The sequence below is a fragment of the Pseudooceanicola batsensis HTCC2597 genome, assembly GCF_000152725.1.
Taxonomy (GTDB): domain Bacteria; phylum Pseudomonadota; class Alphaproteobacteria; order Rhodobacterales; family Rhodobacteraceae; genus Pseudooceanicola; species Pseudooceanicola batsensis.
On record NZ_CH724131.1, the window covers coordinates 2,518,571 to 2,543,172 of the forward strand.

Sequence of the window (24,602 nt, forward strand, 5' to 3'; positions counted from 1 at the left end):
GGCAGAGCGTTACTCGAGCTTGCCGCGCAGCTCGCGCAGGATCGGGAGCACCGCACGGACCCGTTCCGCCCCCAGTTCTCCGATCAGTTCCTCGACCATGGGCGAGACCGCCTCGAGCGCCGCGTCCCGCGCCAGGGTCCCGGCCTTGGATATGCCCACCATCTTGCGGCGCGCATCGTCCCAGTCGGGGCGGATATGCACGTAACCCGCCCATTCCAGCTTACTCAGCGTGTTGGTCATCGCGCCCCGCGTGACGTGGAACGTCAGGGCAAGCTGCGCCGGGCTCCTCTCCTGACCGATATGCGCGAGGTGGTTCAGGACCGAGAAATGCGAGATCTCCATCCCCTTGGGCATCACCTTCGACAGCCTGTTCCTCACGAGCTGGTCCGCCGTCAGGATTTCGCTGAACAATGCGATGGCCAGAGAATTCGACGGGTCGGTCATGGGGCGAGCGTGAACTCCCGGTCGTGCGACAGAGAGGGGACGCGCCGGCGCGCCTCCTCGACCCGGTCCAGATCGAGATCGACGAGGTGGACGCCCGGATCGGTGCCCGCATCCAGCAGGACCTCGCCCCAGGGCGCCACCGCCATCGAATGGCCGTGGGTCCGGCGGGCCTTGCCCCGCACCACCGAATGGTCGCCGCATTGCGCCGGTGCCAGCACGAAGCATCCCGTCTCGATGGCCCGGCTGCGCAGGATCGGTTCCCAGTGGGCGGCCCCGGTCACCGGCGAGAAGGCGGCCGGTATCGTCAGGATCGTCGCACCCGCGTGGGCCAGCACGCGGTAGAGCTTGGGGAACCGCAGGTCATAGCAGACGGTCATCCCGATCTTCGCGAAACCGGCATCCGCCACCACGGCGCGGTCCCCCGGCCGGTAGCCCGCGCTTTCGCGATAGGTCTCTTCGGGCGAGACCTCGACGTCGAACATGTGGATCTTGTCGTACCAGCCCGCGATCTCGCCCCGAGGCGAAATCAGGAACGACCGGTTCGCGAACCGGCCGTCGGGATCGGTTGTCTTGACGCCGATGGACCCGAGCAGCAGCCAGATTCCCTTCGCCCTCGCCTCTTCGATCATCCCGGCAAGGAAGGTGTTGTCCTCTTCCGGCTCCAGCACCTCTTTCTGATGCGTCCGGCTGGTCGAGACGCAATTGGAGACCTCGGGCGTCAGCACGAACCCGGCGCCCTGCGACGCCGCGTCGCGCACCATCCCGCGTACCATGGCCAGGTTCTCCTCCGGCTGGTCGGAGGAGGTGATCTGAAGCAGAGCCGCCTTCATCACGCGGTCAGCATCGGGTCGAGCTTGCCCGCCCGCTCCAGTTCGTAAAGCTCGTCGCATCCGCCGACATGCTGGCCGTCGATGAAGATCTGCGGCACCGTATGACGGCCGGCCCGCTGCATCATCTCCTGCTTTTTCTCGCGGTCGCGCATGACGTCGATTTCCCTATAGTCGACGCCCTTGCCGTCGAGCAGGCGCTTGGCGGCGCTGCAGAAGCCGCAGATGGGGGTGGTGTAGATTTCAACAGGTTTCATTCTGGACCTCCGGTCTCGTTCCCCCGAAACCTAAGCACCTTTGACCGCACGCGCCAGTGTCAGGACCGAAACGGATGCGGCACCGGCCCTCTTCAGCGCCCCTGTCGCAGCGGTCAGCGTCGCGCCCGAGGTCATGACATCGTCTATCAGCAGGACCGACCCGCCGGCGACCCGCCCCGCACGGCGCGGATTGACCGTCACCGCATCGTGCAGCGCCCTGAATCGCTCGTCCGGCGACTTGCCGTCGAGCACCGGCGTCGGCCGGTTTCGCTGCAACAAGTCGGGACAGAAGGGCAGGCCCGTCCGCCCGGCGACCCCCCGCCCGAGCAGGACCGACTGGTTATAGCGCCGCCGGATACGCCGCCGCCAGTGCAACGGAATCGGCGCCACCAGCATCCCGGGGTGCAACATGTCGCCCGCCGCGCCGGCCATCCACAGCGAGGCCGGCCGCGCGATATCCATCCGGTCGCCGTGCTTCAGCCCGAGCACCAGCCGCCGCGCATTGTCGCGGTAGACCAGCGCCGCGCGACCCGCATCCCAGGGCCGTTCGGTCGTCAGGCAATCGTCGCACAGGTCGCCCGCGGCCACGTGGTCTCCGGGCAGCGGCGCGCCGCAGAGTCCGCATACCGAGGCGCCGATGAAAGGGGTGGCTCCCCAGCAGGTCCCGCAAAGGCCGTGATCGGCCTCGACCAGCGCGTCGCAGGTCAGGCAGGTCGGCGGATAGACCAGCCGCAAGGCCGTTTGAAGTACCGACGCAAGGCGCATATCTAACCCCCATGACCGGATCGACCCCTCCCCGCCTGACGGACCGCACAGCCCTCCACCGCAACCGCGCCCGGGCGCAGGAGGGTTCGCTCTTTCTCCATGACATGGCCCGGGAGGACATTCAGGATCGCCTGTCGATGGTTAACAGGGCCTTTACGGCGCCGGCCGTCGTGACGGGGCATCCCGGCAAGTGGAGGGACTTTCCCGGGCCCGAGGCCAGGATCGTTCCGGATACGGATGTGCTCGACCTCGGGACCGGGGCCCATGACCTCGTCATCCACGCCATGTCGCTGCACTGGGCCGACGACCCGCTCGGCCAGATCATCCAGTGCCGCCGGGCGCTGAAACCCGACGGTCTCTTCCTCGCGATCCTGCCCGGCGGCCAGACCCTGACCGAATTGCGCGCCGCCCTAGGACAGGCCGAAAGCGAGGTGACGGGCGGCCTTTCGCCACGCGTCGCGCCGATGGCCGAGATCCGCGACCTGGGCGCCCTGCTGCAAAGGGCGGGCCTGGCCCTGCCGGTCGCCGACGGACATCCCTTCACGGTCACCTATGCCACGCCGATGCACCTGATGCGGGAACTGCGCGCCATGGGCGAGGCCAACGCCCTGCAGAACCGGCTGCGGCGACCGACCCGCCCCGCCGTCCTGTTGCGCGCCGCCGAGATCTATGCCCGGAGCTTCGGCCGGGACGACCGCATCCCCGCCACGGTGGACCTGATCACCCTGACCGGCTGGGCGCCGGACGAGAGCCAGCAGAAACCCCTGCGGCCGGGCTCGGCCAGCCAGCGGCTCGCCGATGCGTTGAATGCGCGCGAAGTACCTCTCAAGGATTGACCGCGCGGGCGAAGTCGCTAGGTCCCTTTCATCGATTGCAAGGGACAGACAATGACCGCTGAACGACCCGCCCATGCACCGGCCGACCATCCCCGGATACCCCGCGAGAAGGTCGGCGTGCTGATCGCCAATCTCGGCACGCCCGACGACACGTCATACTGGCCGATGCGCCGCTATCTGAACGAATTCCTTTCGGACAAGCGTGTCATCGACTACCCGGCGTGGAAGTGGCAGCCGATCCTGCAGGGCATCGTCCTGTCGACCCGGCCGTTCAAGTCCGGCGCGGCCTACCGGACGATCTGGAACGAAGAGGCGAACGAATCGCCGCTCATGACCATCACCAAGCAGCAGGTCTCAAAGCTCGGAGCGCGGATGCACGAGCGCTATGGCGATGCCGTGATGGTCGATTACTGCATGCGCTACGGCAATCCCTCGACCCCGTCTGTCGTCAGGCGCATGGTCGCGGCCGGCTGCACCCGCATCCTCTTCTGCCCGCTCTACCCGCAATATGCCGGCGCCACCACGGCCACCGCCAACGACCAGTTCTTCCGCGCCCTGATGCAGGAAAAGCGGCAACCGGCGAGCCGGACGCTTCCGCCCTATTTCGACGATCCGGCCTATATCGAGGCCCTCGCCGCCTCGGTCGAGCGGGCCTATGCGGCCGCGGACCGGGAACCCGATATCCTCGTCTGTTCCTACCACGGGCTCCCCTTCCGCTATCTGACCGAAGGCGACCCGTACCATTGTCAGTGCCAGAAGACGACGCGACTGCTGAAGGAACGGCTGGGCTGGTCCGACGACCGCATCACCACGACCTTCCAGTCGAAATTCGGGCCCGAGGAATGGCTTAAGCCATACACGGTCGAAGAGGTCGCGCGCCTTGCCGAGAACGGCAGGAAGAGGATCGCGGTCATCGCCCCGGCCTTTTCCGCCGACTGCATCGAGACGCTGGAAGAGATCAACGAGGAGATCCGCGAGAGCTTTGAGCACGCCGGCGGCGAAAGCTTTACCTACGTGCCGTGCCTGAACGACGACGAGGCCCATATAGCCGCGCTCACCGGGCGGATCGAGGCGAACCTGGCCGGCTGGCTGGACTGACCGGCAAAGAAAAAAGGCGGTGCCTCGGCACCGCCTTTTCCCTGAACAAAGTCAGCTGATCTTACTGGGAAGCAGCGACTGCGACAACAGCCAGAAGCAGCAGCGGGATCAGGAAACCGGCGGACGAAGCCGTGGTTTCTTCGACGATGACCGGTGCTTCAACGACCGGATCGGCCAGGGAGCCAGCGGTTGCGGTCGAAGCTGCAGCTGCCAGTGCGGCGGCGAGAACGAGTTTCTTCATAGTATCCTCCAGATATTCGCCGGACAGAAAACGCACCTGTCCGGCACCCAAGACTTACCTCGTAACCCGTTCTAAGCAGTAAATTCCCGCCATTGCAAATGCTTGTTAAAGCAGGAGCATGCTGCGACGCCGCGATGTCGTCAAATAAGCAACACCTGCGTCCCGACCTTCGAAAGCTCGAAAAGCTGTGTGATATGCTCGTTGTAGAGCCCGATGCATCCGTTCGAGGACCGGCGGCCGATCTTGCGCGTGTCATGCGTCCCGTGGATGCGGTAGTATGTCCAGCCCAGATACAATGCCAGCGGCCCGAGAGGATTGTCCGGCGCACCGCCCTCGACCACGGCGGGCCACTCGGGGTTGCGCTTGCGCATGTTCGGCGTCGGGCGCCAGGTCGGCTTGACCACCTTCTGCACCACCGAGGTTCGCCCGCGGCGCGTCAGCTCTTCGCTGACCGGCACGGACGAGGGGTAGAGGCGGTAGATCGACTGGTCCTCGGACCAGTAGTGCAACGCGCGGCTGTCGATATCGACGAGGATCGCCCCGTTCCTGGTGTTCGAGAAATACGGCCGCCAGTCCAAGGACCGGAAGCTCGAGATATTGCGGCGCACCGCCGGCTCGTCGAGGTTGCGCTCGACCTCGGTCGAGTTCTCGAACGGAGATGCATAGTTCTCATCGGTGGACTGCTGCGAAAGCGCGGGCGTTGCCAGCGTCGCAGCGGTGCCGGCAAGGAATGCGCGGCGGGTGTGGAATGTGCTGCTCATGACGGACCTGACTGGATCGATTCAAGGGACGCCTAATAGTAGTGCGCCGCGACCGAAGAGACAAATCAAACCCGCTTCGGGCACGATAACGTGCAAGTGGGTTTGAATCCCGCGCCGGCTTTCGCTACTCCTTGACGGAACGCTCGTCAGCCAGGATAGAGACAGATGCGGCTACACATGATCATCGCTGCGGCCCTCGTCGCCCTGCAGGCCTGCACCCCGGTCCCGACCGAAAACCCGACACGGCTGGGCGCCGACGGCAGGCCACTGCCGAAGGTGTATCGCATCCCGGTCGGCGCCCGGTCCAGCATCCCCTACGACGTCCAGGACGCCGTCAACAGCCTGCGCGCCGCCGCGGGTGCGGGACCTGTCGAACTGGACAGCCGCCTTACGGCGGCGGCGGCCACGCATTCGCAGGACATGGCGCGCCAGAACAGACCCTGGCATTTCGGTTCGGACGGATCCTCTCCGATCGACCGGGTGCGGCGCGTCGGCTATTCCGGTGCGATGCTGGGCGAGAACATCTCCGAGACCTACGAGACCGAACTCGAGACCCTGTCCGCCTGGATGGACACCGACAACACGCGCCGCGTGATCCTGGATCGCCGGGCCACCGACATGGGCTTTGCCTGGCACCAGGAATCGAACGGCAAGATCTGGTGGACGATGATCATGGGCGGCGCCGCGGAGCCCCAGCCGGGGACCTGATATCGCCCACGCACGTCCCTCGTGGCGCGCCGGGCCCGCGTTCAGGGATGGATCGTGATCAGCGTCCCGTCCTTCACCATCGCGTAGATGTCCTCGATCTCATGGTTGCGCACCGCAATGCAACCCGCCGTCCAGTCACGGGACCCGGACTTCTTGAACCGGTTCGGCAGCCCGTGGATGAAGATGTCGCCGCCGGGACTCTTGCCCTGGCTCGTGGCGAAGGCGACGTCGCGCGTATTCGGATAGGACAATCCGACCGAGAGATGGAATTCGCTGTCCGGATTGCGACGGTCGATCCGATAGGTGCCTTCCGGCGTACGCCCGTCCCCTTCGAACTGCTTGTGTCCGACCGGCGCGAAACCCAGTCCGATCCGGTAGCTCTTCAGCACCTCGTCGTGATGCATGAGGTACATCCGGCGGTCCGCCTTGTACACGAGCACCTGGGTCACCTCAGGTCCGTAGTACGTCTTGAACTTGGAGGCACAGCCCGACAGGCCGAGCCCAATCGCGATCATCAGGATCAGGGAGAGAAAACGCATTACTGCCGCCTCGGATCTTTTTTGCCCTTATACCCCGAAACCGCGCGCCCCGATAGGCCGCGCGCGCGGCTCACGCTCATGTGAGGTGGAAGCCGGCGACAAGCTCGACATGGGCGGACCAGCGGAACTGGTCCACCACCGTCACCGGCCCCATCCGGTAGCCCGAGGCCACCAGCCGTGCCGCGTCGCGGGCGAACGTGACCGGGTTGCACGAGACATGGGCGATCACCGGCACGCCCGCATCCGCAAGCTCGGCGACCTGCGCCTCGGCCCCCGCGCGGGGCGGGTCGATCACCACGGCGTCGAAATGGCGCAATTCGTCCGCAAGCAGAGGATTGCGGAACAGGTCGCGCGTCACCGTCTCGATCTTTTTCAGACCCTGCGTCCCGCGCCACCCCCGATCCAGCGCCTCCATCATCGCCCGGTCTCCCTCGACCGCCACCACCTCGGAGGTCTCGGCCAGTGGGAGGGCAAAGGTGCCGATCCCGGCAAAGAGATCGGCCACCCGCCGTGCGCCGGAGGTGATCCCGGCGACGGCGCCCTGCAGCGCGGCCTCGCCCGCCCGAGTGGCCTGAAGGAACGCGCCCGGCGGCGGAACCACACGCGCGGCGCCGAAGGACAGGATCGGCGGGCGTCGGGTCACCACGATCTCGCCGTCCCAGGACAGCCGCGCAAGGTCGCTGCGCTCGGCCTCCTCGGCCAGCGGCACCCCGAGGGCCGCGTCGAACGGTTTGCCTCCGGTCACTGCAATATCTAGGCCCGACTCGGAGGCCATGGCCGCCACCGAGATCTCGCCCTTGCGCGAGCTACCGATCCGCGCCAGGGCCTCGGCCACCGGCAGACCCTGCATCAGCAGAGGCTCGAGCAGTAGGCAGTCGGGAATCGCGACGATGGTCCTCGAAGCGCGACCATGAAACCCGGCGATGGCCCCCGACTTGGTGCGCCGGGCCGACAGGGTGGCGCGGCGGCGCGATTGCGGAGGAGAGGTCACCACCTCCGCAATCTCGCAGTCCAGCCCCTGCGCGGTCAGCGCCCGGGCGACCACCCCGGCCTTCCAGTCCCGGACAAAATCGTCAGCCGCATGCTGCAGCTGGCAGCCACCACAGGTCTTGTAGTGCCGGCACGGCGCGGCGACGCGGTCCCGCGATGGGGTGACGATCCGCACATCCCCGAGCCGCTGGCCCGAGAGGGTGCCGGTCACGGTTTCGCCCGGCAATGTCGTCGGCGCGAAGACGGGGCCGGGGGCCACCCCGTCGCCCTGATGTCCCAGACGCTGGATCCTGTATTCCGTCACGTTCGCCGTTCCTATTCGGCCGCGTCCTGCGATCCGAGAAAGCCGCCGGATTGCCGGCTCCAGTATCGGGCGTAGAGCCCGCCCTTGGCCAGCAGTTCGTCATGCGACCCGATCTCGGCGATGCGGCCTTCGTCCAGCACGGCGATGCGGTCCATGTGCGAAATCGTCGAGAGACGATGCGCGACGGCCAGCACCGTCTTGCCCTCCATCACCCGTTCGAGCGCGGACTGGATCGAGGCCTCGACCTCGGAATCGAGCGCCGATGTGGCCTCGTCCAGGACCAGCACCGGCGCGTCCTTTAGGATCGCCCGCGCGAGTGCGATCCGCTGGCGCTGACCGCCCGACAGCTTGACCCCCCTCTCGCCGAGCCGCGCCTCGTACCCCTCGTTGCCCAGGTGGTCGCCCAGCGTGCGGATGAATTCGTCCGCCTCCGCTTTCGAGGCGGCGGCAAAGACCTCCTCTTCGGTCGCTTCGGGCCGACCGTAGCGGATGTTCTCCATCGCCGAGCGGTTGAACATCGCGGTCTCCTGCGTGACCAGCCCGATCTTGCGGCGCAGGCTGTTCTGGGTGACGTCGCGGATGTCCTGCCCGTCGATCAGGATTCGGCCCGATTCCGCATCGTAGAGCCTGAGCAACAGCGCGACGAGCGTGGATTTCCCCGCCCCGGATGCGCCGACGATACCCAGTTTCTCGCCGGGCCGGATCTCGAGGTCGATGTCGCGGACCCCGCCGATATCCCGCCCGTAGGCAAAGGTCAGCCGGTCGAAGGTCACGCGCCCTTCGGGCACCGACAGCTCCGTCGCGCCGGGCGTGTCCTCGAGGCGCAGGGGCCGCGCCAGCGTGCGCATGCCGTCCTCGAGTTCGCCGATATTGGCCGAGATCCCCATCAGCGTGAACGAGACCCAGCCGGTCATCTGCGCCAGCCGGATCGCCACGGTGCCCGCCGCCACCACCGAGCCGATCGTCGTGGTCCCGGCCGACCAGAGCCAGAGCGATCCGCCGACGAGGAGCACGGGAAGCGCTCCGGCCAGGGTCATTAGAAGGATGCGGAAGGTCACCGACACCTTGGCGAAGTCCAGCGCCCGGCCGCGGAATTCGTCGATGGCCCGCAGCGCGACCCGGTCCTCGTGGTCGGCATGGGCGAACAGCTTGACCGTCTTGATGTTGGTGATCGTATCGACCACCTGCCCCGACACCATCGCCCGCGCCGAGGCGCGCGCCTTGGATCGCGCACGGATACGTGGCAGGAAATAGCGGATCAGGGCCGCGTAGGCGACCATCCATGTGCCGAACCCGATCAGTAGCCGGGGATCGATCGTGACCAGCAGCATCCCCGCGCCGATGATCGAGGCCAGCGCGAAGACGACCGAGTTGATCGTCTCCATCGACACTTCCGTCATGGCCGAGGCGCTCTGCATCTGTTTCTGCGAGATGCGGCCGGCAAAGTCGTTGTCGAAATAGGTGACGCTCTGCCCCATGGTCCAGCGATGCAGCCGCGACAGCGTCAGGCTGAACACGTTGGGCATGATGAACAGCGTGTTGGCGGCCGAGGACAGGCCCATCAGCACCGGGCGGGCCAGCAGGAAGAACAGCAGCGCCAGCAGTATCATCGTCAGGCTTTCGCCGACGAACGCCTGCTCCGGCCCGGCCGCGGTCGCGCTGTCGATCACCGCGCCGAGGATCCAGGCCGACCCGATCTCGACCGTTCCGGCAATGGCCGACAGGAAAGCGGCCACCAGGATCACCGGCCAGGCGCCCTTGAGCAGCCAGCCGATATACGGCACGAGGGTCACCGGCGGCGGCCCCTCAGCCCGTTGGAACGGGTCGATGAAACGTTTGGTATCGAATGGCATGCTGTGTCTTCCGACCGATGTTGCCCAATGTAGCGCGCGGCGACGCCGTTCAACCATCCCCGCCCGCGCACAACTGGTCCCGCGTCAGCGCAAAGCCCGACCTGATCCACCGGCGCTCCAGCTGCTTCAGCCGGTCGCCCAGCGCCGCCCCGGAGAGGTCCGGCATGAGATCCTCGGCGCGGACCGGAAAGACGGCCGCGGCGCCGCGCCGGACCTGTTCGACCTGACGCGGGTCCCCGGGATGCTCGAGCAGCGCCCACCTGAGCAGCAGAATGTCGAGGGCCGCCGCCTCTCCGAACCGGTAACCGAGTTCCGCCGCGCCTTCGGTCCCGCCCACCGCGTCGCGCAGCGTCGCATGCCGACGGCTCTCGGCCCGGCTGAGGCGCAGCGCGGGCCCCGGATCGTCGCCGGTGACAGCGGCGAGCCGCCGGATCGGGTCCGGCGGAACGTCGAGCGCCTGCTCGTGATGCACCAGCGGGCCGAGCGCCCTGTCGTCCGACCCGGGAAGCACGGCCGAGAGCGCACCGGCCTGGCGCATCGCCGCGACCGCGAAGGACGGATCGGGCGCCATCAGCAGCTTGCGCATCTCGTGCCCCACACGTTCGCGCGAGAGGCGCGACAGGCCGTCGACATGCCCGGCGATGGCGGCAAGAGCCTCTGGGTCCATGCCCTGCGAAGGATCGCCGTACCAGGCGAAGAACCGGAAGAACCGCAGGATCCGCAGATAGTCCTCGATGATGCGCGCCGCCGGTTCCCCCACGAACCGCAGCCGCCGGGCGCGCAGGTCCGGCAGCCCGCCCAGCGGATCGACGATTTCGCCTTCGGGCGTGGCATAAAGCGCATTCATCGTGAAATCGCGCCGCGCCGCGTCCTCGGCCGGATCGTCCGAGTAGTGAACAAGGGCATGGCGCCCGTCCGTCTCCACGTCCCGGCGAAACGTCGTCACCTCGTGTTCGAGCCCATGCGAGACGAGCGTGACGGTCCCATGATCGAACCCGGTCGGAACCGCCTTGATCCCGGCCGCCTCGGCCAGGTCCATGACCTGCATGGGCCGGGCGTCGGTGGCGATGTCGATATCCCCCACCGGGCGGCCCAGCAGCGCATCCCGCACGCAGCCGCCAACAAAGAGCGCCCGGTACCCGGCCGCGGTCAGCATGGCACAGACGGCGACCGTGCCGGGGTGGTCCAGCCAGTCGCCCCCGATGCGCATCACGCCAGCCTGTCGGCCAGGACCCGGCAGATCCGCGCCGTCGCGCCCCAGATGTAATAGGGGCCGTAGGGAACCACGAAATAGTAGCGCGTCGACCCCATCCAGCGCCGCCCCTGAACGCGGTAGTTCTCGGGATCCAGAAGATGGGCGAGCGGCACCTCGAACACGTCCTCGACCTCGCCCGGCTCGGGGACCTTGTCGAAATCGCGCGTGACCCGCGCCACGACCGGCGTCATCGAAAAGACGCTGACCGTTTCGTGCGGCGGCAGGTAGCCGACAACCTCCACGAGTTCCGGGGGCAGGCCGATCTCTTCCTGCGATTCCCGCAGGGCCGCAGCCGTCACATCGGCATCCGTCGGCTCGACCTTGCCGCCGGGGAAGGCGATCTGCCCCGGGTGATGTTTGAGATGCGAGGTCCGCTTGGTCAGGATCACGTTCAGCATCCCGTCGCGCGCGATCAGCGGAACCAGGACGCCGGCCGGGCGCAGCGTCTTGGTCGGGGTGTCGAACGCCCCGCCGTTCAGGTCGAAATCCGACGATCCGTCACCCGGCCGGGCCAGCGCCTCGCGGATGCGATCAAAACTCGCCGGCTCAGCCTTCACCCGGGTCCTCCGCATCGAAGCCAACCGTCTTCGGGTCGAGCACGTAATGCGCTCCGCAGAACTGGCAATCGGCCGTGACCACGCCGTCATCGGTGGTCATCTTGGCGATGTCCTTGGCGGAATAGATCGACAGCGACTGCCGCACCCGGTCTTCGGAACAGGTGCAGCCGAACCGCACGGGCTGCGAGTCGAAGACGCGCGGCTGCTCTTCGTGGAACAGCCGGACCAGCAGGTCCGTCGGCGTCACGTTCGGCCCGATCAGTTCCAGATCCTCGACCGTGTCGAGATGGAGGTTGACCCGGTTCCAGTCTTCCTCTTCCTCGCCCTCCACCAGATCGGTGGCGAGCAACAGCCCCCCTTCGCCGGATCCCCCCTCGGGGGTGGCGCCCATGCCCGCCTCGGGCATGACCTGCACCATCACGCCGCCGGCCCGCCAATGCTCCTCTCCGCCGGCCTCGGTCGATTTGCCGAAGGACAGCGAGAACCGGGTCGGCAGCTGCTCGGACTGGGCGAAGTAGCTCTCGGCGCAGGCCTTCAGCGACCCGCCGGCAAGCGGGGTGATCCCTTGGTAGGGCTGCATCCCCTGTCCCTGGTCGATCAGGATGGCGAAATAGCCTTCGCCCACCTGGTCGAAGGGCGCCCGGCCGGTCAGCCGGTCGCGGTCGAAGCTCGCATAGGCACGGATGCGGGCCGGCTCCCCGTCCTTTTCGGGTCCGTAGTAATCCGTGGCGATCATCCGCACCGGGCCGTTCGACTGGACCTGGAGGGACAGTTTCCACCGAAGCTTGATCGTCTGCCCGATCAGCGCGGTCAGCAGCGCCATCTCGGCGACCAGCGCCTCGACCACATCCGGGTAGTCGTGCTGCGACAGGATCCCCTGCAGCACGCCGTCGAGCCGCGCCACACGGCCCCGCACATCCGAAGTGTCCAGCTGGAATGGCAGGACGGTATCGTCCCAGGCCAGTTTCGATCCGATCGTCATGGGGTTTCCTTCTGCGCCCTCTACAGGCATATCTTGGGCAGCACCTAGGGGCAATCGCGCCCGGTTACAAGGCAGGCCCCCCATGCGCCGATACGGAGACGCCCCGGACCCGCAGAGACGTTACGAAACCCGCGCCGGAGTGTACGCGATCCTGCCCCGGGGAAGCGACCTGCTGCTGACCCACCAGTCCGACCCGACGCCGGAGTTCCAGCTGCCCGGCGGCGGTGTCGATCCAGGGGAATCCCCGCTCCGCGCACTTCACCGCGAGGTGTTCGAGGAAACCGGCTGGATCATTGCGGCGCCCCGGCGCATCGGCGTGTTCCGGCGCTACACTTACATGCCCGAATACGACAAGTGGGCGGACAAGATCTGCGCGATCTATCTGGCCAGGCCGGTCCGCCCGCACGGCGACCCGACCGAGCCCGGGCACATGGCGATCTGGGCGCCCGCCGGGCTGGCCGCCGATCTTCTGGCCGATCCCGGCAGCGCAGACACGCTGGCGCGGATGCTGCGCTAGCCCGGGGGCCGGAACCCGTCGTCCTGGTGGGGACGTAGCCGGTAACGCACCGCTAAACATGATTTTTTCTGCTGGTTGAGACTTCGGTAAACGATCCGGCCTAGTCTGCTTCCAGGAGGCGTTTACCGGCATGATCGACTGGAACAAGGCGCAGCAACTTGCCGGAGAGGTCGGCAGCGACCGCTTTGAAGAAGTGGCCGTTCTCTCGTTGCAGGCTATCGAGATTGCCCTGCAGACCATAGGCATGGCCGAAGACCTCGAGGCGGCACTGCACTTCGTCAAGCGATGCGCGCTGAACCTCGGCTTCGCCGCTTTCGCGACCCGGGTGGCCGAGGCCGAGCATCTGGCCGCGCTTGGCCGCCCGGACGAGGTAGACCTGATCGGGCTTGGCCGCGTCTACCGCGAAAGCCGCGACCTCTTCCTAACCGAGTTTCGCGGGCGCATCGCCGCCTAGATCAGGAACTCTGCCAGGATCGTGTCGCGCGTGATGTCGCGATAGGTGAACCCGCCTTCGTCCAGCCGCTGGAAGAGCGTGTCGAAATCCCCGGCCCGCTTCGCCTCGATCCCGATCAGCACGGATCCGAAGTTGCGCGCCGATTTCTTGAGGTACTCGAACCGCGCGATGTCGTCCTCGGGCCCCAGCATGTTCAGGAATTCCTTCAACGCGCCAGGCCGCTGCGGCAGCCTCAGGATCAGGTACTTCTTGACGCCGGAATGACGCTGCGCCCTCTCCTTCACCTCGGGCAGCCGCTCGAAATCGAAATTCCCGCCCGAGGTGACGCAGATCACCCGTTTTCCCCTTATCTCGTCCCTGATCGCATCCAGCACGTCGACCGCCAGAGCCCCGGCGGGTTCCAGCACGATCCCTTCGATGTTCAGCATCTCGAGCATGGTGATGCAGATCCGGTCCTCCGGCGCGGCCAGCACATCCTGCCGGTCGATCCCGTCGAGACGCTCCCACGGTTTCGCGCCGATCCGCGCCACAGCCGCCCCGTCGACGAAGCTGTCCACCTTGGTCAATGTCACCGGTCCGCCGTTTTCGACCGCCGCCGCGAGCGAGGCGCCGCCGGCGGGTTCGACGAATTTCAGTCTCTGTTCCGGGCCGAAATAGCTCCGGACTCCGGCCGACAGTCCCCCGCCGCCGACAGGCAGGACGATCAAGTCCGCGCCGCGCGGCATCTCGGCCTCGATCTCGGCCGCGATCGTCGCCTGCCCCAGGATCACGTCCTCGTCGTCGAAAGGCGCCAGGAAATGCCCGCCCTCGGTCGCGCAGAAGTCCTGCGCCTCGGCCAGCGTGTCGTCGAAATAGTCCCCCACAAGCCGGATTTCGACCATGTCGCCGCCGAAGATACGCGTCTTGTCGATCTTCTGCTGCGGTGTCGTCACCGGCATGAAGATCACCCCGCGCACCCCGAAATGCCGGCACATATAGGCCATCCCCTGCGCGTGGTTCCCGGCGCTTGCGCAGACGAACAACGTTGCCCCCTGCGCCCGCCGCATGGCGTTGAAGGCGCCGCGCAGCTTGTAGGACCGTACCGGCGACAGATCCTCGCGCTTCAGCCAGATATCCGCCCCGAACTTGTCGGACAGATGATCGTTGCGCATCAGCGGCGTGACGGGAAAGACCGATCGCATCGCCACCATGGCGGCCCGGGCCTTGTCGCGGAAGTCTTCGATATCTCTCATCCCTTTTCATTGCCGCTTTGTGCCGGGCGCGGCAAGGGCCGCGACCTTGTGCCCCCTCGAAAAACCCGCTATCGCCTCGCCCGATCAAGACAAGGGGACATCATGAGCGCGCCGAAGAAAGTCGTCCTGGCCTATTCCGGGGGCCTCGACACCTCGATCATCCTGAAATGGCTGCAGACCGAATACGGTTGCGAGGTCGTGACCTTCACCGCCGACCTCGGCCAGGGCGAAGAGCTCGAACCCGCCCGCAAGAAGGCCGAATTGCTCGGCATCAGCCCCGAGAACATCTATATCGAAGACATCCGCGAGGAATTCACCCGCGACTTCGTCTTCCCGATGTTCCGCGCCAATGCCCTCTACGAGGGGCTTTACCTGCTGGGCACCTCCATCGCCCGCCCCCTGATCTCCAAGCGGCTGGTCGAGATCGCCGAGGAAACCGGCGCCGATGCCGTCGCCCACGGGGCCACCGGCAAGGGCAACGATCAGGTGCGGTTCGAGCTTTCCGCCTATGCCCTGAACCCCGAAATCAAGGTGATCGCCCCCTGGCGTGAATGGGACCTGACCTCGCGCACCAGGCTTCTGGAATTTGCCGAGGCGAACCAGATCCCGATCGCCAAGGACAAGCGCGGCGAGGCGCCGTTCTCGGTCGATGCGAACCTCCTGCACACCTCCTCCGAGGGCAAGGTGCTGGAAAACCCCGCCGACGAGGCCCCGGATTACGTCCTGCAGCGCATCACCCGCCCCGAGGACGCGCCGGACCAGCCGGAATTCGTCGAGATCACGTTCGAGAAGGGGGATGCCGTCGCCATCGACGGTGAGGCCATGTCCCCCGCCACGATCCTGACGAAGCTGAACGAGTTGGGCGGCAAGCACGGGATCGGCATCCTCGACCTGGTCGAGAACCGCTTTGTCGGCATGAAGTCCCGTGGCGTCTACGAGACCCCCGGCGGCACCGTCCTGCTCGAGGCGCATCGCGGCATCGAACAGATCACGCTCGACAGCGGCGCGGGTCACCTCAAGGACTCGATCATGCCCCGCTACGCGGAACTCATCTACAACGGCTTCTGGTTCTCTCCCGAGCGCGAGATGCTGCAGGCCCTGATCGACAAGAGCCAGGAACACGTCTCGGGCACCGTCCGGCTGAAGCTCTACAAGGGCTCCGCCCGCACCGTCGCGCGCTGGTCCGACCATTCGCTTTATTCCGAAGCCCACGTGACCTTCGAGGAAGACGCCGGCGCCTACGACCAGAAGGACGCCCAGGGCTTCATTCAGCTCAACGCGCTGCGCTTGAAGCTTCTGGCCGCCCGGGACCGGCGGTTGAAATAGGAACCTTGATCGCACAAGGCCAGGCCGCCGTTTCATTCCGGCGGCTTTTTCATGCGGAACAGTGTCTATTTGGGGCGCTCTACGTTGCGTCACCGTTGTGGCCCGCGCACCGCTCGGCTCTAGCCTTCGGACAGCAGAGGGACACGACATGGCACTGACAGATATCGCTGCAAGGCTCCAGCGCGGGCTCGACGAGAAACCGCTGGAGAACTCGATCAAGTTCGATTGCGGAGAGGACGGCGCCATCACGCTGGACGGCGACACCGCCTATCTCGGAAACAGGGCCGCCGACTGCACCATCCGCATCTCGGAAGCGAATCTGGCCAAGCTGATCGCAGGCAAGCTCAACCCGATGACGGCCTTCGCCATGGGCAAGCTGAAGGTATCGGGCGACATGTCGGTCGCCCTGAAGCTCAGCCAGGTTCTGGGCTAAGCTTCGCCGCCGCCAGCCGCCGGTAATAGGGCATCGCCGCCTCGGCCATCTCGGCGTGGCCTCCCTTCAGCACCGGCAGATCCCCCTCCGGCCCGGCGAAGCCGGTCGAGCCGTGCACCGCACCGTACCAGACCGGCGCCCAGACACCGTCGACGGCCTTTGGTCCGGCCGGCCACGACAGCATAGCGGGATCCCAAGGCAGGCCGATCCGGCTGCACAGGGCGCGCAACATCGCTTCCGGCCGGGCCCGCACGTCCGATCCTTCGACCACCACCGGATCGATCCCCTGCGCGACGAGGTCGTCGTATATCCCCGCCAGTTGCGCAGCGCCGATATCCTCAAGCCCCGCCTCTGCGAAACCCTTGGTGAAGGAGGCGACGACACGGGCCGGGTGACGGATCAGCAGGACATGCGCCATATCGGTCCACCAGTCGCGCCGGATCCCCGGCAGCATGTGCTGCGCCATGTGCTTGTGATAGACATGCGGGGACGAATCCGCCTCCAACAGGGTCGAAATCACCGCCTCGGGATCGGTGGGCTGCGACCCCAGAACCTCGGCGCGCATCGGATGCGGCTTGTCCGTCGCGGCGAGGTAGGCGGCATAGAACGGCTCGTCCACGGCGCCGCAATCGGCCCGGTTCGAAAAGGCGTACATCAGCGCGGTCGAGATGTTGCGCGGCCCGGACCAGCAGGCGATCTTCATCGCGCGACGAGCGCCTTGTAGAGACCCCGGATCCGCGCGGTCGTGGGCCCCAGCTGCCCGTCGCCGATCACCCGTCCGTCGATCTTGCCGACCGGCGATTGCGCGCCGAAGGTTCCGGTGACAAAGGCCTCTTCCGCGGAATAGCACTCCACGAGCGAGAAATTCTTCTCGAAGACGGGTATTCCGGCTTCGCGGCAGAGGTCGATGACCTTCTGCCGGGTGATCCCGTTCATGCAGTAATCCCCGGTCGAGGTCCAAACCTCGCCCTTCCGCACGATGAAGAAGTTGCAGGCATTCGTCGTGTTCACGAAGCCATGCACATCCAGCATCAGCGCCTCGTCCGCGCCGGCTTTTTCGGCTGCAATACAGGCAAGAATGCAGTTCAGCTTGGAGTGCGAGTTCAGCTTGGGATCCTGGGTCATCGGCAGCCCCCGCAGATGCGGCACGGTCGCCAGGCGCAGCGGACGCCCGACCCGGGGCACCGAATGTTCCATGATGATCGCGACCGTAGGACCCGAGCGCGACAGAGACGGGTGCTGGAACGGCCGGATCTTGCGCCCCCGCGTGACCATAAGCCGGGCGTGGGCATCCGTCTCCATCCCGTTCGCGAGACGCAATTCCTCAAGAACAGAGACGATTTCGGCCCTGGTCATGCCGATATCGAGATCGATCGCCTTGGCCGCCTCGAACAGCCGGTCGAGATGGTCGTCCAGGAAGGCCCACCGGCCATCGTATAGCCGCAGCCCCTCCCAGATACCGTCGCCCAGCATGAAGCCGCTGTCGTAGATGCTCACCACCGCCTCGTCCGGTCCGACGATCCGGCCGTTCAGGTAGTATCTGAGATCAGCGTTGCGCGGGTCGTCTTCGGCGTCGTGGGTAGTCTGGTCCTGCATCGGGTTCCTCCGGTTTCGACCGGCACGCTAGAACCGTTGCCAGAGGAAGAAAAGGCACATGAAAAGACCGCGGGACTGGCCGCGGTCTCTCACGGTCCGGGAGCTGGGGGAGAAGGATGACCCGGACCAACTCTCGCCGTGCGGTTGGGGCAACCGCACCGACGGAGTCATTCTGCCGTGATGGTCTGCATCACGAGGTTTCCGTCGGGCTTGATCGGCCCGTCCTCGGTCGCGCCGAGCGTGTATTCGAAGACACCCGTCTGCGTGCCGCCGGCCTCGGAATGAACCATGAGCATCAGCATGTCGCCCGAAGCCACCTCTTCGGTGAGGATCGCGGACACATCCATGTTCTCGCCCATCTTGATGGGGGCATGCCCGACCACCGGGCCCGGCTTCATGTCGGAATCGGTGCGGTGTACGACCAGCCAGCCGTTCTCGGGCGCGACGACCTTCGAGGCGGTCACCGTGCCTCCGGAGACATCTTGGTCCATGCCCTCGACCGCAGGGGTCATGGAGTGGCTTGCCTCGAGGGCGGCGCTTGCGGATACGGCAAATGCCGATGCGATGATGAATGTCTTCATTTGGATGCTCCCTTGAGGCGTCTTGGTCCTGCTTCCGGACCTCCGCCTTAATCACGAAGCCGCGCGCGCCTCAGTTTCAGCCGCGTGCAAAATAGTTCTCGACCTCGACCCTTTCTGGGATCACGTCGGCCGTGCCGAGCCGCGTCACCATCAGCGCTCCGGCCTTCTGGGCAAGACCGATGGCCTGCGCCATCTCCATCCCCTGATCCAGCGCCGCCAGAAGATAGCCCGTGAAGGTGTCGCCCGCCCCGGTGGTATCGACGACCTCGACCCGGGGGGCGGCAAACTCGCGCACCGTCCCGCCGGCGGTGCGGATCCAGCGGCAGCCGCCGGCGCCGAGGGTCACGACGATATCGGCGACATCGAGTTCGGGCAGCGGCCGGTCCATCCCCAGCTCGAGTTGCGCAGCCTCGACCGCGTTCAGGACCAGGAGGTCGGTCAATGGCAGGGCGGCCGCGACCGCATCGACCGAGAAGGGCGCGGCGGCATAGCACCGTAGCAGCCCCCGCAGGCCCGCCGCCTCAAGGAACGCGGCCTGTGCGTTCGTCTCGTTCTGGCAGACCGCGATGTCCCCTGCCGTCGCGTCGGCCAACGCGATTTCTGTTCCGGCGGGCTCTATCGCCAGGTTCGCGCCGGGATACAGGATGATCTGGTTTTCGCCACGGGCATCCACGGCGATGATCGCGTGGCCCGATACCTCGTCGACCGTGGCGATCCGGTCCACCCCGACCCCGTAGTCCGCCAGCCGGTCGCGCATCCAGCCGCCGTCGGGTCCGACCGCGCCGATATGATGAACGCGCGACCCGGCCCGCGCCACGGCGACCGACATGTTGGCGCCCTTGCCGCCCAGCCCCGTCCGATGCGACTGCGCGGCCAGCGTCTCGCCCGGTTCGGGAAGGTGCGGCAGGCGATAGACCCTGTCCGCATTGACCGACCCGAGGTTCCAGACGGCCATCGCCTCAGTTCACCTTGCTCGCCGCCAGCAGCGCCATGTTGAGGATGTCGTTCACGGTCGATCCGGTCGAGCAGATCTGGATCGGCTTGTCGACGCCCGAAAGGATCGGCCCGATGACCGTGGCCCCCGCCATCTCCTGCATCAGCTTGACGCTGATGCTGGCGGAATGCCGCGCCGGCACGACGAGGACGTTGGCGTTACTGGTGAGCCGGGCAAAAGGGAAATGCTCGCGCGCACGCGCGTTCAGCGCCACGTCGACGGTCATTTCGCCCTCGAACTCGAAATCGACTCCGCGCGCTTCCAGCACTTTCGGCGCGATATGCATCTTTTCGGCCCGTTCCGAGACCGGATAGCCGAAGGTCGAGAAGCTGACGAAGGCCACCCGCGGTTCCAGCCCGAGGTCGCGGGCGACCTCGGCGCAGCGCTCCGCGATATTGGCCAGGTCTTCCTCGTCCGGCCATTCATGCACCAGCGTATCCGAGATCAGCACGATCCGCCCCTTGTGGATCAGGGCAGTCACCCCGGCCGCCCCGTGCGCCGCGTCCGCATCGAAGACGTGGTTGATCAGCTCCAGCACATGCGCCGACTTCCGCGTCGCGCCGGTGACCAGACCGTCGCCATGCCCATGCGCCAGCATCAGCGCCGAGAAGACGTGCCGGTCTCGGGCCGCCAGCCGGTGGATGTCGATCTGATCGTGACCCTTGCGCTGCAACCGGTCGTAGAGGAAGGTCTTGTATTCCTCGAGATGCTCGGTCTTGGCGGCGTTCACCACGCGAAGCTCGTCGAAGGCGTCGCCCAGCCCGGCGGCCTCCAGCTTGGCCTTCACGTCGGAATCCCGGCCCACCACGATGGCCTCGCCCAGCCCGGACCGCTGGTACATCACCGCCGCGCGCAGCACGCGCGGATCGTCGCCTTCGGCGAAGATCATCCGCGCCTGCGCGTTGCGCGCCCGGGTGTTGATGCTGCGCAGGATGTTCGCCGTGGGATCCATCCGCGACTTGAGGCTCAGTTCATAGGCCTCCATGTCGACGATCGGGCGCCGCGCCGCGCCGGTGTCCATGCCGGCCCGCGCCACGGCGGGTGGCACGCGATAGATCAGGCGCGGATCGAAGGGCGTCGGAATGATGTAGTCGCGCCCGAAGGTCAGCGTCCGGCCGTACGCCATCGCAACCTCGTCCGGCACGTCCTCGCGCGCCAGTTCGGCCAGCGCCTCGGCGCAGGCGATCTTCATCTCGTCGTTGATCGCGCGGGCATTGATGTCCAGCGCCCCGCGGAAGAGATAGGGGAACCCCAGCACGTTGTTCACCTGGTTCGGATAGTCCGACCGACCCGTCGCGACGATGGCATCCTCGCGCACCTCGTGTGCTTCTTCCGGCGTGATCTCGGGATCGGGGTTCGCCATGGCGAAGATCACCGGATCTTTGGCCATGCTCTCGACCATTTCGCGGGTCACCGCGCCCTTGACCGAGACCCCCAGGAAAACGTCGGCCCCCTCCATCGCATCCTCGAGCGTGCGGAGGTCCGTCTTGACCGCATGGGCCGACTTCCACTGGTTCATCCCCTCGGTGCGCCCCTGGTAGATCACGCCCTTGGTATCGCAGACGATGCAGTTGTCATGGGTCGCGCCCATCCGCTTGAGCAGCTCGATACAGGCGATGCCCGCCGCACCTGCCCCGTTCAGCACGATCTTGCACTCCGCGATGTTCTTGCCCGACAGCTTGAGCGCGTTGATCAGGCCCGCCGCGCAGATCACCGCCGTTCCGTGCTGATCGTCATGAAAGACCGGGATGTCCATCTCTTCCTTGAGCCGTTGCTCGATGATGAAACACTCCGGCGCCTTGATGTCCTCGAGGTTGATGCCCCCGAAGGACGGCCCCATCAGTTTGACCGCATTGATGAAGGCCTCGGTATCCTCGGTGTCCAGTTCGAGATCGATCGAGTTCACGTCCGCGAACCGCTTGAACAGGACCGACTTGCCCTCCATCACCGGCTTCGAGGCCAGCGCGCCGAGATTGCCCAGCCCCAGAACCGCTGTCCCGTTCGAGATCACCGCGACGAGGTTGCCCTTGTTGGTGTAGTCATAGGCCGTCTCCGGGTTGGCGTGGATCGCCTCGCAGGGCACCGCCACGCCGGGCGAATAGGCCAGCGACAGATCCCGCTGCGTCGTCATCGGAACGGTCGCCGTGACCTCCCACTTCCCGGGGAACGGTTCGAGGTGGAACGCGAGCGCGTCCTCCGGCGTGATCCGGGATTTCGGCTTGGACATGCGGGCAACTCCTCCTGCGGCTTGCGCGTCTTACACAAGGGGCGCGTTTCGCTCAACCATTTCGGCTTTAACCCGTGACTCCGGGTTTGTAAGGTCGCCGGCAAGAACGCCGGGGGGCACCGTTGAGCAAAGAAACCGTCACGCCGATGATGGCGCAGTATCTCGAGATCAAGTCGGGCTATCCGGACGCCCTGCTGTTCTACCGGATGGGCGATTTCTACGAGTTGTTCTTCGATGACGCCGTCGCCGCCTCGGAGGCGCTTGACATCGCGCTGACGAAGCGCGGCAAGCATCTGGGCGAGGATATCCCGATGTGCGGCGTGCCCGTGCACGCGGCCGAGAACTATCTGCTCACCCTCATCCGCAAGGGGTTCCGCGTCGCCGTGGGCGAACAGATGGAAAGCCCGGAAGAGGCCAAGAAGCGCGGGTCGAAATCCGTGGTCCGGCGCGATGTCGTCCGGCTCGTCACGCCCGGCACCCTGACCGAGGAATCCCTGCTCGACGCCCGTCGCCACAACTTTCTCGCCGCCTTCGCGATCGTGCGCGATCAGGGCGCGCTCGCCTGGGTCGACATCTCGACCGGGGCGTTTCACGTCATGCCCCTGCCCCCCGTGCGGCTTGGGCCGGAACTGGCCCGGCTCGGTCCGTCCGAGCTGCTGATGCCCGACGAGATCGAGCGCGATTACGCCGAAACAGTCTCTGATTTCGGCACTGCGCTCACCCCGATGTCGCGCGGCAGCTTTGACTCCACCGGTGCCGCGGACCGGCTGTGCCGCCTGTTCAGGGTCTCGTCCCTCGACGCGTTCGGAACCTTTTCCCGGGCCGAGATCTCGGCCATGGGTGCGATCGTCGACTATCTCGACATCACGCAGAAGGGCAAACTCCCCCTCCTGCGCAAACCCCAACGCGAAGCCGCCGATCGCACCATGCAGATCGACGCCGCCACCCGTCGAAACCTCGAGCTGACGCATTCGCTGGCCGGAGGGCGCGCCGGGTCGCTTCTCCATGCGATCGACCGCACCGTCACCCCGGGCGGTGCGCGCCTGCTGGAACGGCGCCTCTCCAGCCCCTCGCGCGATCTCGCCACGATCCGCGACCGACTGGCCGCTGTGGACTTCATGGTGGATCAGCGTCAGACCGCCCGCGACCTGCGCGACGCGCTACGCCGCGTCCCCGATATCGACCGCGCCCTGTCGCGCCTCGCGATCGACCGGGCCGGGCCGCGCGACCTTGCCGCCATCCGGAACGGTCTGGGCCAGGCCGAGCGGATCGCCGGCCTCCTCGCGCAGACCGAGTTGCCTGCCCTGCTGGCGGACGCCTCGACGCATCTGCAGGGCCACGACGACCTCCTCGCCCTGCTCGACACCGCCCTGGTGGCGGAACCGCCCCTGCTCACCCGCGACGGCGGTTTCATCGCCCCCGGCCACGACCCCGACCTGGACGAGGCGCGCAAGCTGCGCGACGAGGGCCGCGGTGTCATCGCGCAGATGCAGACGCAATATGCCGAGCAGACCGGCATCTCCTCGATCAAGATCAAGCACAACAACGTCCTTGGCTATTTCATCGAGGTCACGGCCACCCATGCCGACAAGATGCTGTCAGAACCGCTGAACGAGGTCTTCAAGCATCGTCAGACCACCGCCAACCAGCTTCGCTTCACCACGCCGGAACTCTCCGAGATGGAGACACGCATCATCAATGCCGGCGGCCGGGCGCTGGACATCGAAAAGCGGCTCTATGACGGGCTGAAAGCGCAGATCCTCGACCGCGCGTCGGAACTGACGGACACCGCCCGCGCGCTTTCGGAGCTCGATCTCGCCACGGCTCTCGCCGACCTCTCGATCGCCGAGAACTGGGCGCGCCCCAGGGTCGACGACAGCCGCACGCTGCGCATCGCCGGCGGCCGTCACCCCGTGGTTGAACAGTCTCTGCGCAAGGAGGGCGCGCCCTTCATCGCCAACGATGCCGACCTGTCCGGCGACCCGTCGATGATCTGGCTGCTGACAGGTCCCAACATGGCCGGCAAATCGACCTTCCTGCGCCAGACCGCGCTGATCGTCCTGCTCGCCCAGATGGGCAGCCATGTCCCCGCGTCCGAGGCCGAGATCGGCGTGGTCAGCCAGCTCTTCTCCCGCGTCGGCGCGTCCGACGATCTCGCCCGGGGCCGCTCGACCTTCATGGTCGAGATGGTCGAGACAGCCGCGATCCTCAATCAGGCGGACGACCGCGCCCTTGTCATCCTCGACGAGATCGGGCGCGGCACCGCCACCTATGACGGTCTCTCCATCGCCTGGGCGACGCTCGAACACCTGCACGAGGTGAACCGCAGCCGCGCGCTCTTCGCCACGCATTACCACGAGATGACCGCCCTCGCCGGCAAGCTGCCCGGGGTCGAGAACGCGACGGTGGCGGTCCGCGAACACGATGGCGACGTGATCTTCCTGCACGAGGTCATCCGGGGCGCCGCCGACCGGAGCTATGGCGTTCAGGTCGCGCGCCTCGCCGGTCTGCCGGACGCCGTGGTCGCCCGCGCCCGCGAGGTGCTCGACGCGCTGGAAAAAGGCGATCGCGAGGGCGGACAGAAACCCAAGGCGATCATCGACGACCTGCCGCTTTTCGCGGCCGCCGCGCCCGCGCCAGAGACGGGAATCGAGACGATTCCGCCGGAATACGCCGAGGTGGCGACGATACTCGAAGCGACGCATCCCGATGAACTCAGCCCGCGCGAGGCGCTCGACCTCATCTACAGGCTCAAGGCCTCGACGCGATCGCGGACCTGACCCCGTCCGGCGGGTATGAGAACGCGCCAAAAGGAAAGGGCGACC

The 24,602-nt window shown here is 66.5% G+C and carries 26 protein-coding genes; 8 read left to right on the plus strand and 18 right to left on the minus strand.

Translation table 11 applies throughout. The annotated features are described in order from the left end of the window. Window positions 1-9 precede the first annotated feature (9 nt). The 4 genes from OB2597_RS16125 to OB2597_RS16140 are packed head-to-tail and all read right to left on the minus strand — an operon-like array spanning window position 10 to window position 2,293. Window positions 10-444, minus strand: coding sequence for a MarR family winged helix-turn-helix transcriptional regulator (locus OB2597_RS16125; protein WP_009806672.1), 435 nt, complete (start codon window positions 442-444; stop codon window positions 10-12). Next, window positions 441-1,274, minus strand: a complete 834-nt coding sequence (locus OB2597_RS16130; protein ID WP_009806673.1) for a carbon-nitrogen hydrolase family protein — start codon at window positions 1,272-1,274, stop codon at window positions 441-443. Before OB2597_RS16130 ends, OB2597_RS16125 begins: the two co-directional genes overlap by 4 nt. Beyond that, window positions 1,274-1,528: a glutaredoxin 3 gene (gene grxC / locus OB2597_RS16135; RefSeq protein WP_009806674.1), complete on the minus strand. Its 255-nt coding sequence runs from the start codon at window positions 1,526-1,528 to the stop codon at window positions 1,274-1,276. The genes OB2597_RS16130 and grxC overlap by 1 nt, the downstream gene beginning before the upstream one ends. A gap of 30 nt (window positions 1,529-1,558) precedes the next feature. Further along, window positions 1,559-2,293, minus strand: a complete 735-nt coding sequence (locus OB2597_RS16140) for a ComF family protein (protein ID WP_009806675.1) — start codon at window positions 2,291-2,293, stop codon at window positions 1,559-1,561. An 11-nt stretch (window positions 2,294-2,304) separates the two neighbouring features. Here OB2597_RS16140 and OB2597_RS16145 point away from each other — a divergent pair, with 11 nt between their 5' ends. Then, window positions 2,305-3,129: a methyltransferase domain-containing protein gene (locus tag OB2597_RS16145; protein ID WP_009806676.1), complete on the plus strand. Its 825-nt coding sequence runs from the start codon at window positions 2,305-2,307 to the stop codon at window positions 3,127-3,129. A gap of 51 nt (window positions 3,130-3,180) precedes the next feature. Then, window positions 3,181-4,227 (plus strand): ferrochelatase, encoded by a 1,047-nt coding sequence (gene hemH, locus OB2597_RS16150; protein ID WP_009806677.1) that lies wholly within the window; start codon window positions 3,181-3,183, stop codon window positions 4,225-4,227. 61 nt (window positions 4,228-4,288) lie between these two features. Here hemH and OB2597_RS16155 read toward each other — a convergent pair whose 3' ends face one another. Next, window positions 4,289-4,468 carry a hypothetical protein gene (locus tag OB2597_RS16155; RefSeq protein WP_040609405.1) on the minus strand — a complete coding sequence of 60 codons (180 nt, stop codon included), beginning with the start codon at window positions 4,466-4,468 and terminating at the stop codon, window positions 4,289-4,291. Between the two features lie 140 nt (window positions 4,469-4,608). Then, window positions 4,609-5,229, minus strand: a complete 621-nt coding sequence (locus OB2597_RS16160) for a L,D-transpeptidase (protein ID WP_009806679.1) — start codon at window positions 5,227-5,229, stop codon at window positions 4,609-4,611. Window positions 5,230-5,394: 165 nt separating this feature from the next. Here OB2597_RS16160 and dalA point away from each other — a divergent pair, with 165 nt between their 5' ends. After that, the gene (dalA, locus tag OB2597_RS16165) at window positions 5,395-5,937 is read left to right on the plus strand and encodes a divisome-associated lipoprotein DalA (RefSeq protein WP_148234749.1); all 543 of its coding nucleotides are present in this window, start codon (window positions 5,395-5,397) and stop codon (window positions 5,935-5,937) included. Window positions 5,938-5,978: 41 nt separating this feature from the next. On the opposite strand, the gene OB2597_RS16170 is transcribed toward dalA, so the two are convergent. The 6 genes from OB2597_RS16170 to hslO all read right to left on the minus strand — a co-directional run bounded on the left by OB2597_RS16170 (window position 5,979) and on the right by hslO (window position 12,417). Beyond that, window positions 5,979-6,476 (minus strand): L,D-transpeptidase family protein, encoded by a 498-nt coding sequence (locus tag OB2597_RS16170; RefSeq protein WP_009806681.1) that lies wholly within the window; start codon window positions 6,474-6,476, stop codon window positions 5,979-5,981. A gap of 76 nt (window positions 6,477-6,552) precedes the next feature. After that, the gene (locus OB2597_RS16175) at window positions 6,553-7,770 is read right to left on the minus strand and encodes a class I SAM-dependent RNA methyltransferase (protein ID WP_009806682.1); all 1,218 of its coding nucleotides are present in this window, start codon (window positions 7,768-7,770) and stop codon (window positions 6,553-6,555) included. Between the two features lie 11 nt (window positions 7,771-7,781). After that, complete coding sequence (locus tag OB2597_RS16180) at window positions 7,782-9,623, minus strand: ABC transporter ATP-binding protein (RefSeq protein WP_009806683.1); 1,842 nt, start codon at window positions 9,621-9,623, stop codon at window positions 7,782-7,784. A gap of 49 nt (window positions 9,624-9,672) precedes the next feature. After that, window positions 9,673-10,833, minus strand: a complete 1,161-nt coding sequence (locus OB2597_RS16185) for a CCA tRNA nucleotidyltransferase (protein WP_009806684.1) — start codon at window positions 10,831-10,833, stop codon at window positions 9,673-9,675. Further along, on the minus strand, window positions 10,833-11,450 hold the full coding sequence (locus OB2597_RS16190; RefSeq protein WP_050759245.1) for a CoA pyrophosphatase: 618 nt from the start codon (window positions 11,448-11,450) through the stop codon (window positions 10,833-10,835). The genes OB2597_RS16185 and OB2597_RS16190 overlap by 1 nt, the downstream gene beginning before the upstream one ends. Further along, on the minus strand, window positions 11,425-12,417 hold the full coding sequence (gene hslO, locus OB2597_RS16195) for an Hsp33 family molecular chaperone HslO (protein ID WP_009806686.1): 993 nt from the start codon (window positions 12,415-12,417) through the stop codon (window positions 11,425-11,427). The genes OB2597_RS16190 and hslO overlap by 26 nt, the downstream gene beginning before the upstream one ends. A gap of 82 nt (window positions 12,418-12,499) precedes the next feature. On the opposite strand from hslO, the gene OB2597_RS16200 reads away from it, so the two are divergent. Together OB2597_RS16200 and OB2597_RS16205 are read left to right on the plus strand one after the other, a co-directional pair. Next, window positions 12,500-12,934 carry an NUDIX domain-containing protein gene (locus OB2597_RS16200; protein ID WP_040609406.1) on the plus strand — a complete coding sequence of 145 codons (435 nt, stop codon included), beginning with the start codon at window positions 12,500-12,502 and terminating at the stop codon, window positions 12,932-12,934. A 130-nt stretch (window positions 12,935-13,064) separates the two neighbouring features. Next, complete coding sequence (locus OB2597_RS16205) at window positions 13,065-13,388, plus strand: Hpt domain protein (RefSeq protein ID WP_009806688.1); 324 nt, start codon at window positions 13,065-13,067, stop codon at window positions 13,386-13,388. Here the strand turns inward: OB2597_RS16205 and ilvA are convergent. Continuing rightward, window positions 13,385-14,620, minus strand: a complete 1,236-nt coding sequence (gene ilvA, locus OB2597_RS16210; RefSeq protein ID WP_009806689.1) for a threonine ammonia-lyase IlvA — start codon at window positions 14,618-14,620, stop codon at window positions 13,385-13,387. The genes OB2597_RS16205 and ilvA overlap by 4 nt on opposite strands. A gap of 102 nt (window positions 14,621-14,722) precedes the next feature. On the opposite strand from ilvA, the gene OB2597_RS16215 reads away from it, so the two are divergent. Further along, on the plus strand, window positions 14,723-15,946 hold the full coding sequence (locus tag OB2597_RS16215; RefSeq protein WP_009806690.1) for an argininosuccinate synthase: 1,224 nt from the start codon (window positions 14,723-14,725) through the stop codon (window positions 15,944-15,946). A gap of 148 nt (window positions 15,947-16,094) precedes the next feature. Continuing rightward, the gene (locus OB2597_RS16220) at window positions 16,095-16,379 is read left to right on the plus strand and encodes an SCP2 sterol-binding domain-containing protein (protein ID WP_009806691.1); all 285 of its coding nucleotides are present in this window, start codon (window positions 16,095-16,097) and stop codon (window positions 16,377-16,379) included. Here the strand turns inward: OB2597_RS16220 and OB2597_RS16225 are convergent. From OB2597_RS16225 to OB2597_RS16245, 5 genes are all read right to left on the minus strand, one after another. Then, a complete protein-coding gene (locus tag OB2597_RS16225; protein ID WP_009806692.1) occupies window positions 16,360-17,082 on the minus strand; it encodes a sulfotransferase-like domain-containing protein in 723 nt (240 codons plus the stop codon). The genes OB2597_RS16220 and OB2597_RS16225 overlap by 20 nt on opposite strands. After that, window positions 17,079-17,975, minus strand: coding sequence for a D-amino acid aminotransferase (locus OB2597_RS16230; RefSeq protein ID WP_009806693.1), 897 nt, complete (start codon window positions 17,973-17,975; stop codon window positions 17,079-17,081). Before OB2597_RS16230 ends, OB2597_RS16225 begins: the two co-directional genes overlap by 4 nt. Before the next feature lie 167 nt (window positions 17,976-18,142). Further along, window positions 18,143-18,556, minus strand: a complete 414-nt coding sequence (locus OB2597_RS16235; protein WP_009806694.1) for a DUF7282 domain-containing protein — start codon at window positions 18,554-18,556, stop codon at window positions 18,143-18,145. Window positions 18,557-18,632: 76 nt separating this feature from the next. Beyond that, the gene (locus OB2597_RS16240; RefSeq protein ID WP_009806695.1) at window positions 18,633-19,511 is read right to left on the minus strand and encodes a ribokinase; all 879 of its coding nucleotides are present in this window, start codon (window positions 19,509-19,511) and stop codon (window positions 18,633-18,635) included. A gap of 4 nt (window positions 19,512-19,515) precedes the next feature. Next, a complete protein-coding gene (locus OB2597_RS16245) occupies window positions 19,516-21,777 on the minus strand; it encodes an NADP-dependent malic enzyme (RefSeq protein ID WP_009806696.1) in 2,262 nt (753 codons plus the stop codon). Between the two features lie 146 nt (window positions 21,778-21,923). Here OB2597_RS16245 and mutS point away from each other — a divergent pair, with 146 nt between their 5' ends. Further along, window positions 21,924-24,557: a DNA mismatch repair protein MutS gene (mutS, locus tag OB2597_RS16250; RefSeq protein WP_009806697.1), complete on the plus strand. Its 2,634-nt coding sequence runs from the start codon at window positions 21,924-21,926 to the stop codon at window positions 24,555-24,557. Window positions 24,558-24,602 lie beyond the last annotated feature (45 nt).

What these genes read in the sequence shown, in the direction of transcription:
- OB2597_RS16125 (WP_009806672.1), bottom strand. Translation starts at nt 444, where the DNA reads ATGACCGACCCGTCGAATTCTCTGGCCATCGCATTGTTCAGCGAAATC.
- OB2597_RS16130 (WP_009806673.1), bottom strand. Translation starts at nt 1,274, where the DNA reads ATGAAGGCGGCTCTGCTTCAGATCACCTCCTCCGACCAGCCGGAGGAG.
- grxC (WP_009806674.1), bottom strand. Translation starts at nt 1,528, where the DNA reads ATGAAACCTGTTGAAATCTACACCACCCCCATCTGCGGCTTCTGCAGC.
- OB2597_RS16140 (WP_009806675.1), bottom strand. Translation starts at nt 2,293, where the DNA reads ATGCGCCTTGCGTCGGTACTTCAAACGGCCTTGCGGCTGGTCTATCCG.
- OB2597_RS16145 (WP_009806676.1), top strand. Translation starts at nt 2,305, where the DNA reads ATGACCGGATCGACCCCTCCCCGCCTGACGGACCGCACAGCCCTCCAC.
- hemH (WP_009806677.1), top strand. Translation starts at nt 3,181, where the DNA reads ATGACCGCTGAACGACCCGCCCATGCACCGGCCGACCATCCCCGGATA.
- OB2597_RS16155 (WP_040609405.1), bottom strand. Translation starts at nt 4,468, where the DNA reads ATGAAGAAACTCGTTCTCGCCGCCGCACTGGCAGCTGCAGCTTCGACC.
- OB2597_RS16160 (WP_009806679.1), bottom strand. Translation starts at nt 5,229, where the DNA reads ATGAGCAGCACATTCCACACCCGCCGCGCATTCCTTGCCGGCACCGCT.
- dalA (WP_148234749.1), top strand. Translation starts at nt 5,395, where the DNA reads ATGCGGCTACACATGATCATCGCTGCGGCCCTCGTCGCCCTGCAGGCC.
- OB2597_RS16170 (WP_009806681.1), bottom strand. Translation starts at nt 6,476, where the DNA reads ATGCGTTTTCTCTCCCTGATCCTGATGATCGCGATTGGGCTCGGCCTG.
- OB2597_RS16180 (WP_009806683.1), bottom strand. Translation starts at nt 9,623, where the DNA reads ATGCCATTCGATACCAAACGTTTCATCGACCCGTTCCAACGGGCTGAG.
- OB2597_RS16185 (WP_009806684.1), bottom strand. Translation starts at nt 10,833, where the DNA reads ATGCGCATCGGGGGCGACTGGCTGGACCACCCCGGCACGGTCGCCGTC.
- OB2597_RS16190 (WP_050759245.1), bottom strand. Translation starts at nt 11,450, where the DNA reads ATGCGGAGGACCCGGGTGAAGGCTGAGCCGGCGAGTTTTGATCGCATC.
- hslO (WP_009806686.1), bottom strand. Translation starts at nt 12,417, where the DNA reads ATGACGATCGGATCGAAACTGGCCTGGGACGATACCGTCCTGCCATTC.
- OB2597_RS16200 (WP_040609406.1), top strand. Translation starts at nt 12,500, where the DNA reads ATGCGCCGATACGGAGACGCCCCGGACCCGCAGAGACGTTACGAAACC.
- OB2597_RS16205 (WP_009806688.1), top strand. Translation starts at nt 13,065, where the DNA reads ATGATCGACTGGAACAAGGCGCAGCAACTTGCCGGAGAGGTCGGCAGC.
- ilvA (WP_009806689.1), bottom strand. Translation starts at nt 14,620, where the DNA reads ATGAGAGATATCGAAGACTTCCGCGACAAGGCCCGGGCCGCCATGGTG.
- OB2597_RS16215 (WP_009806690.1), top strand. Translation starts at nt 14,723, where the DNA reads ATGAGCGCGCCGAAGAAAGTCGTCCTGGCCTATTCCGGGGGCCTCGAC.
- OB2597_RS16220 (WP_009806691.1), top strand. Translation starts at nt 16,095, where the DNA reads ATGGCACTGACAGATATCGCTGCAAGGCTCCAGCGCGGGCTCGACGAG.
- OB2597_RS16225 (WP_009806692.1), bottom strand. Translation starts at nt 17,082, where the DNA reads ATGAAGATCGCCTGCTGGTCCGGGCCGCGCAACATCTCGACCGCGCTG.
- OB2597_RS16230 (WP_009806693.1), bottom strand. Translation starts at nt 17,975, where the DNA reads ATGCAGGACCAGACTACCCACGACGCCGAAGACGACCCGCGCAACGCT.
- OB2597_RS16235 (WP_009806694.1), bottom strand. Translation starts at nt 18,556, where the DNA reads ATGAAGACATTCATCATCGCATCGGCATTTGCCGTATCCGCAAGCGCC.
- OB2597_RS16240 (WP_009806695.1), bottom strand. Translation starts at nt 19,511, where the DNA reads ATGGCCGTCTGGAACCTCGGGTCGGTCAATGCGGACAGGGTCTATCGC.
- OB2597_RS16245 (WP_009806696.1), bottom strand. Translation starts at nt 21,777, where the DNA reads ATGTCCAAGCCGAAATCCCGGATCACGCCGGAGGACGCGCTCGCGTTC.
- mutS (WP_009806697.1), top strand. Translation starts at nt 21,924, where the DNA reads ATGATGGCGCAGTATCTCGAGATCAAGTCGGGCTATCCGGACGCCCTG.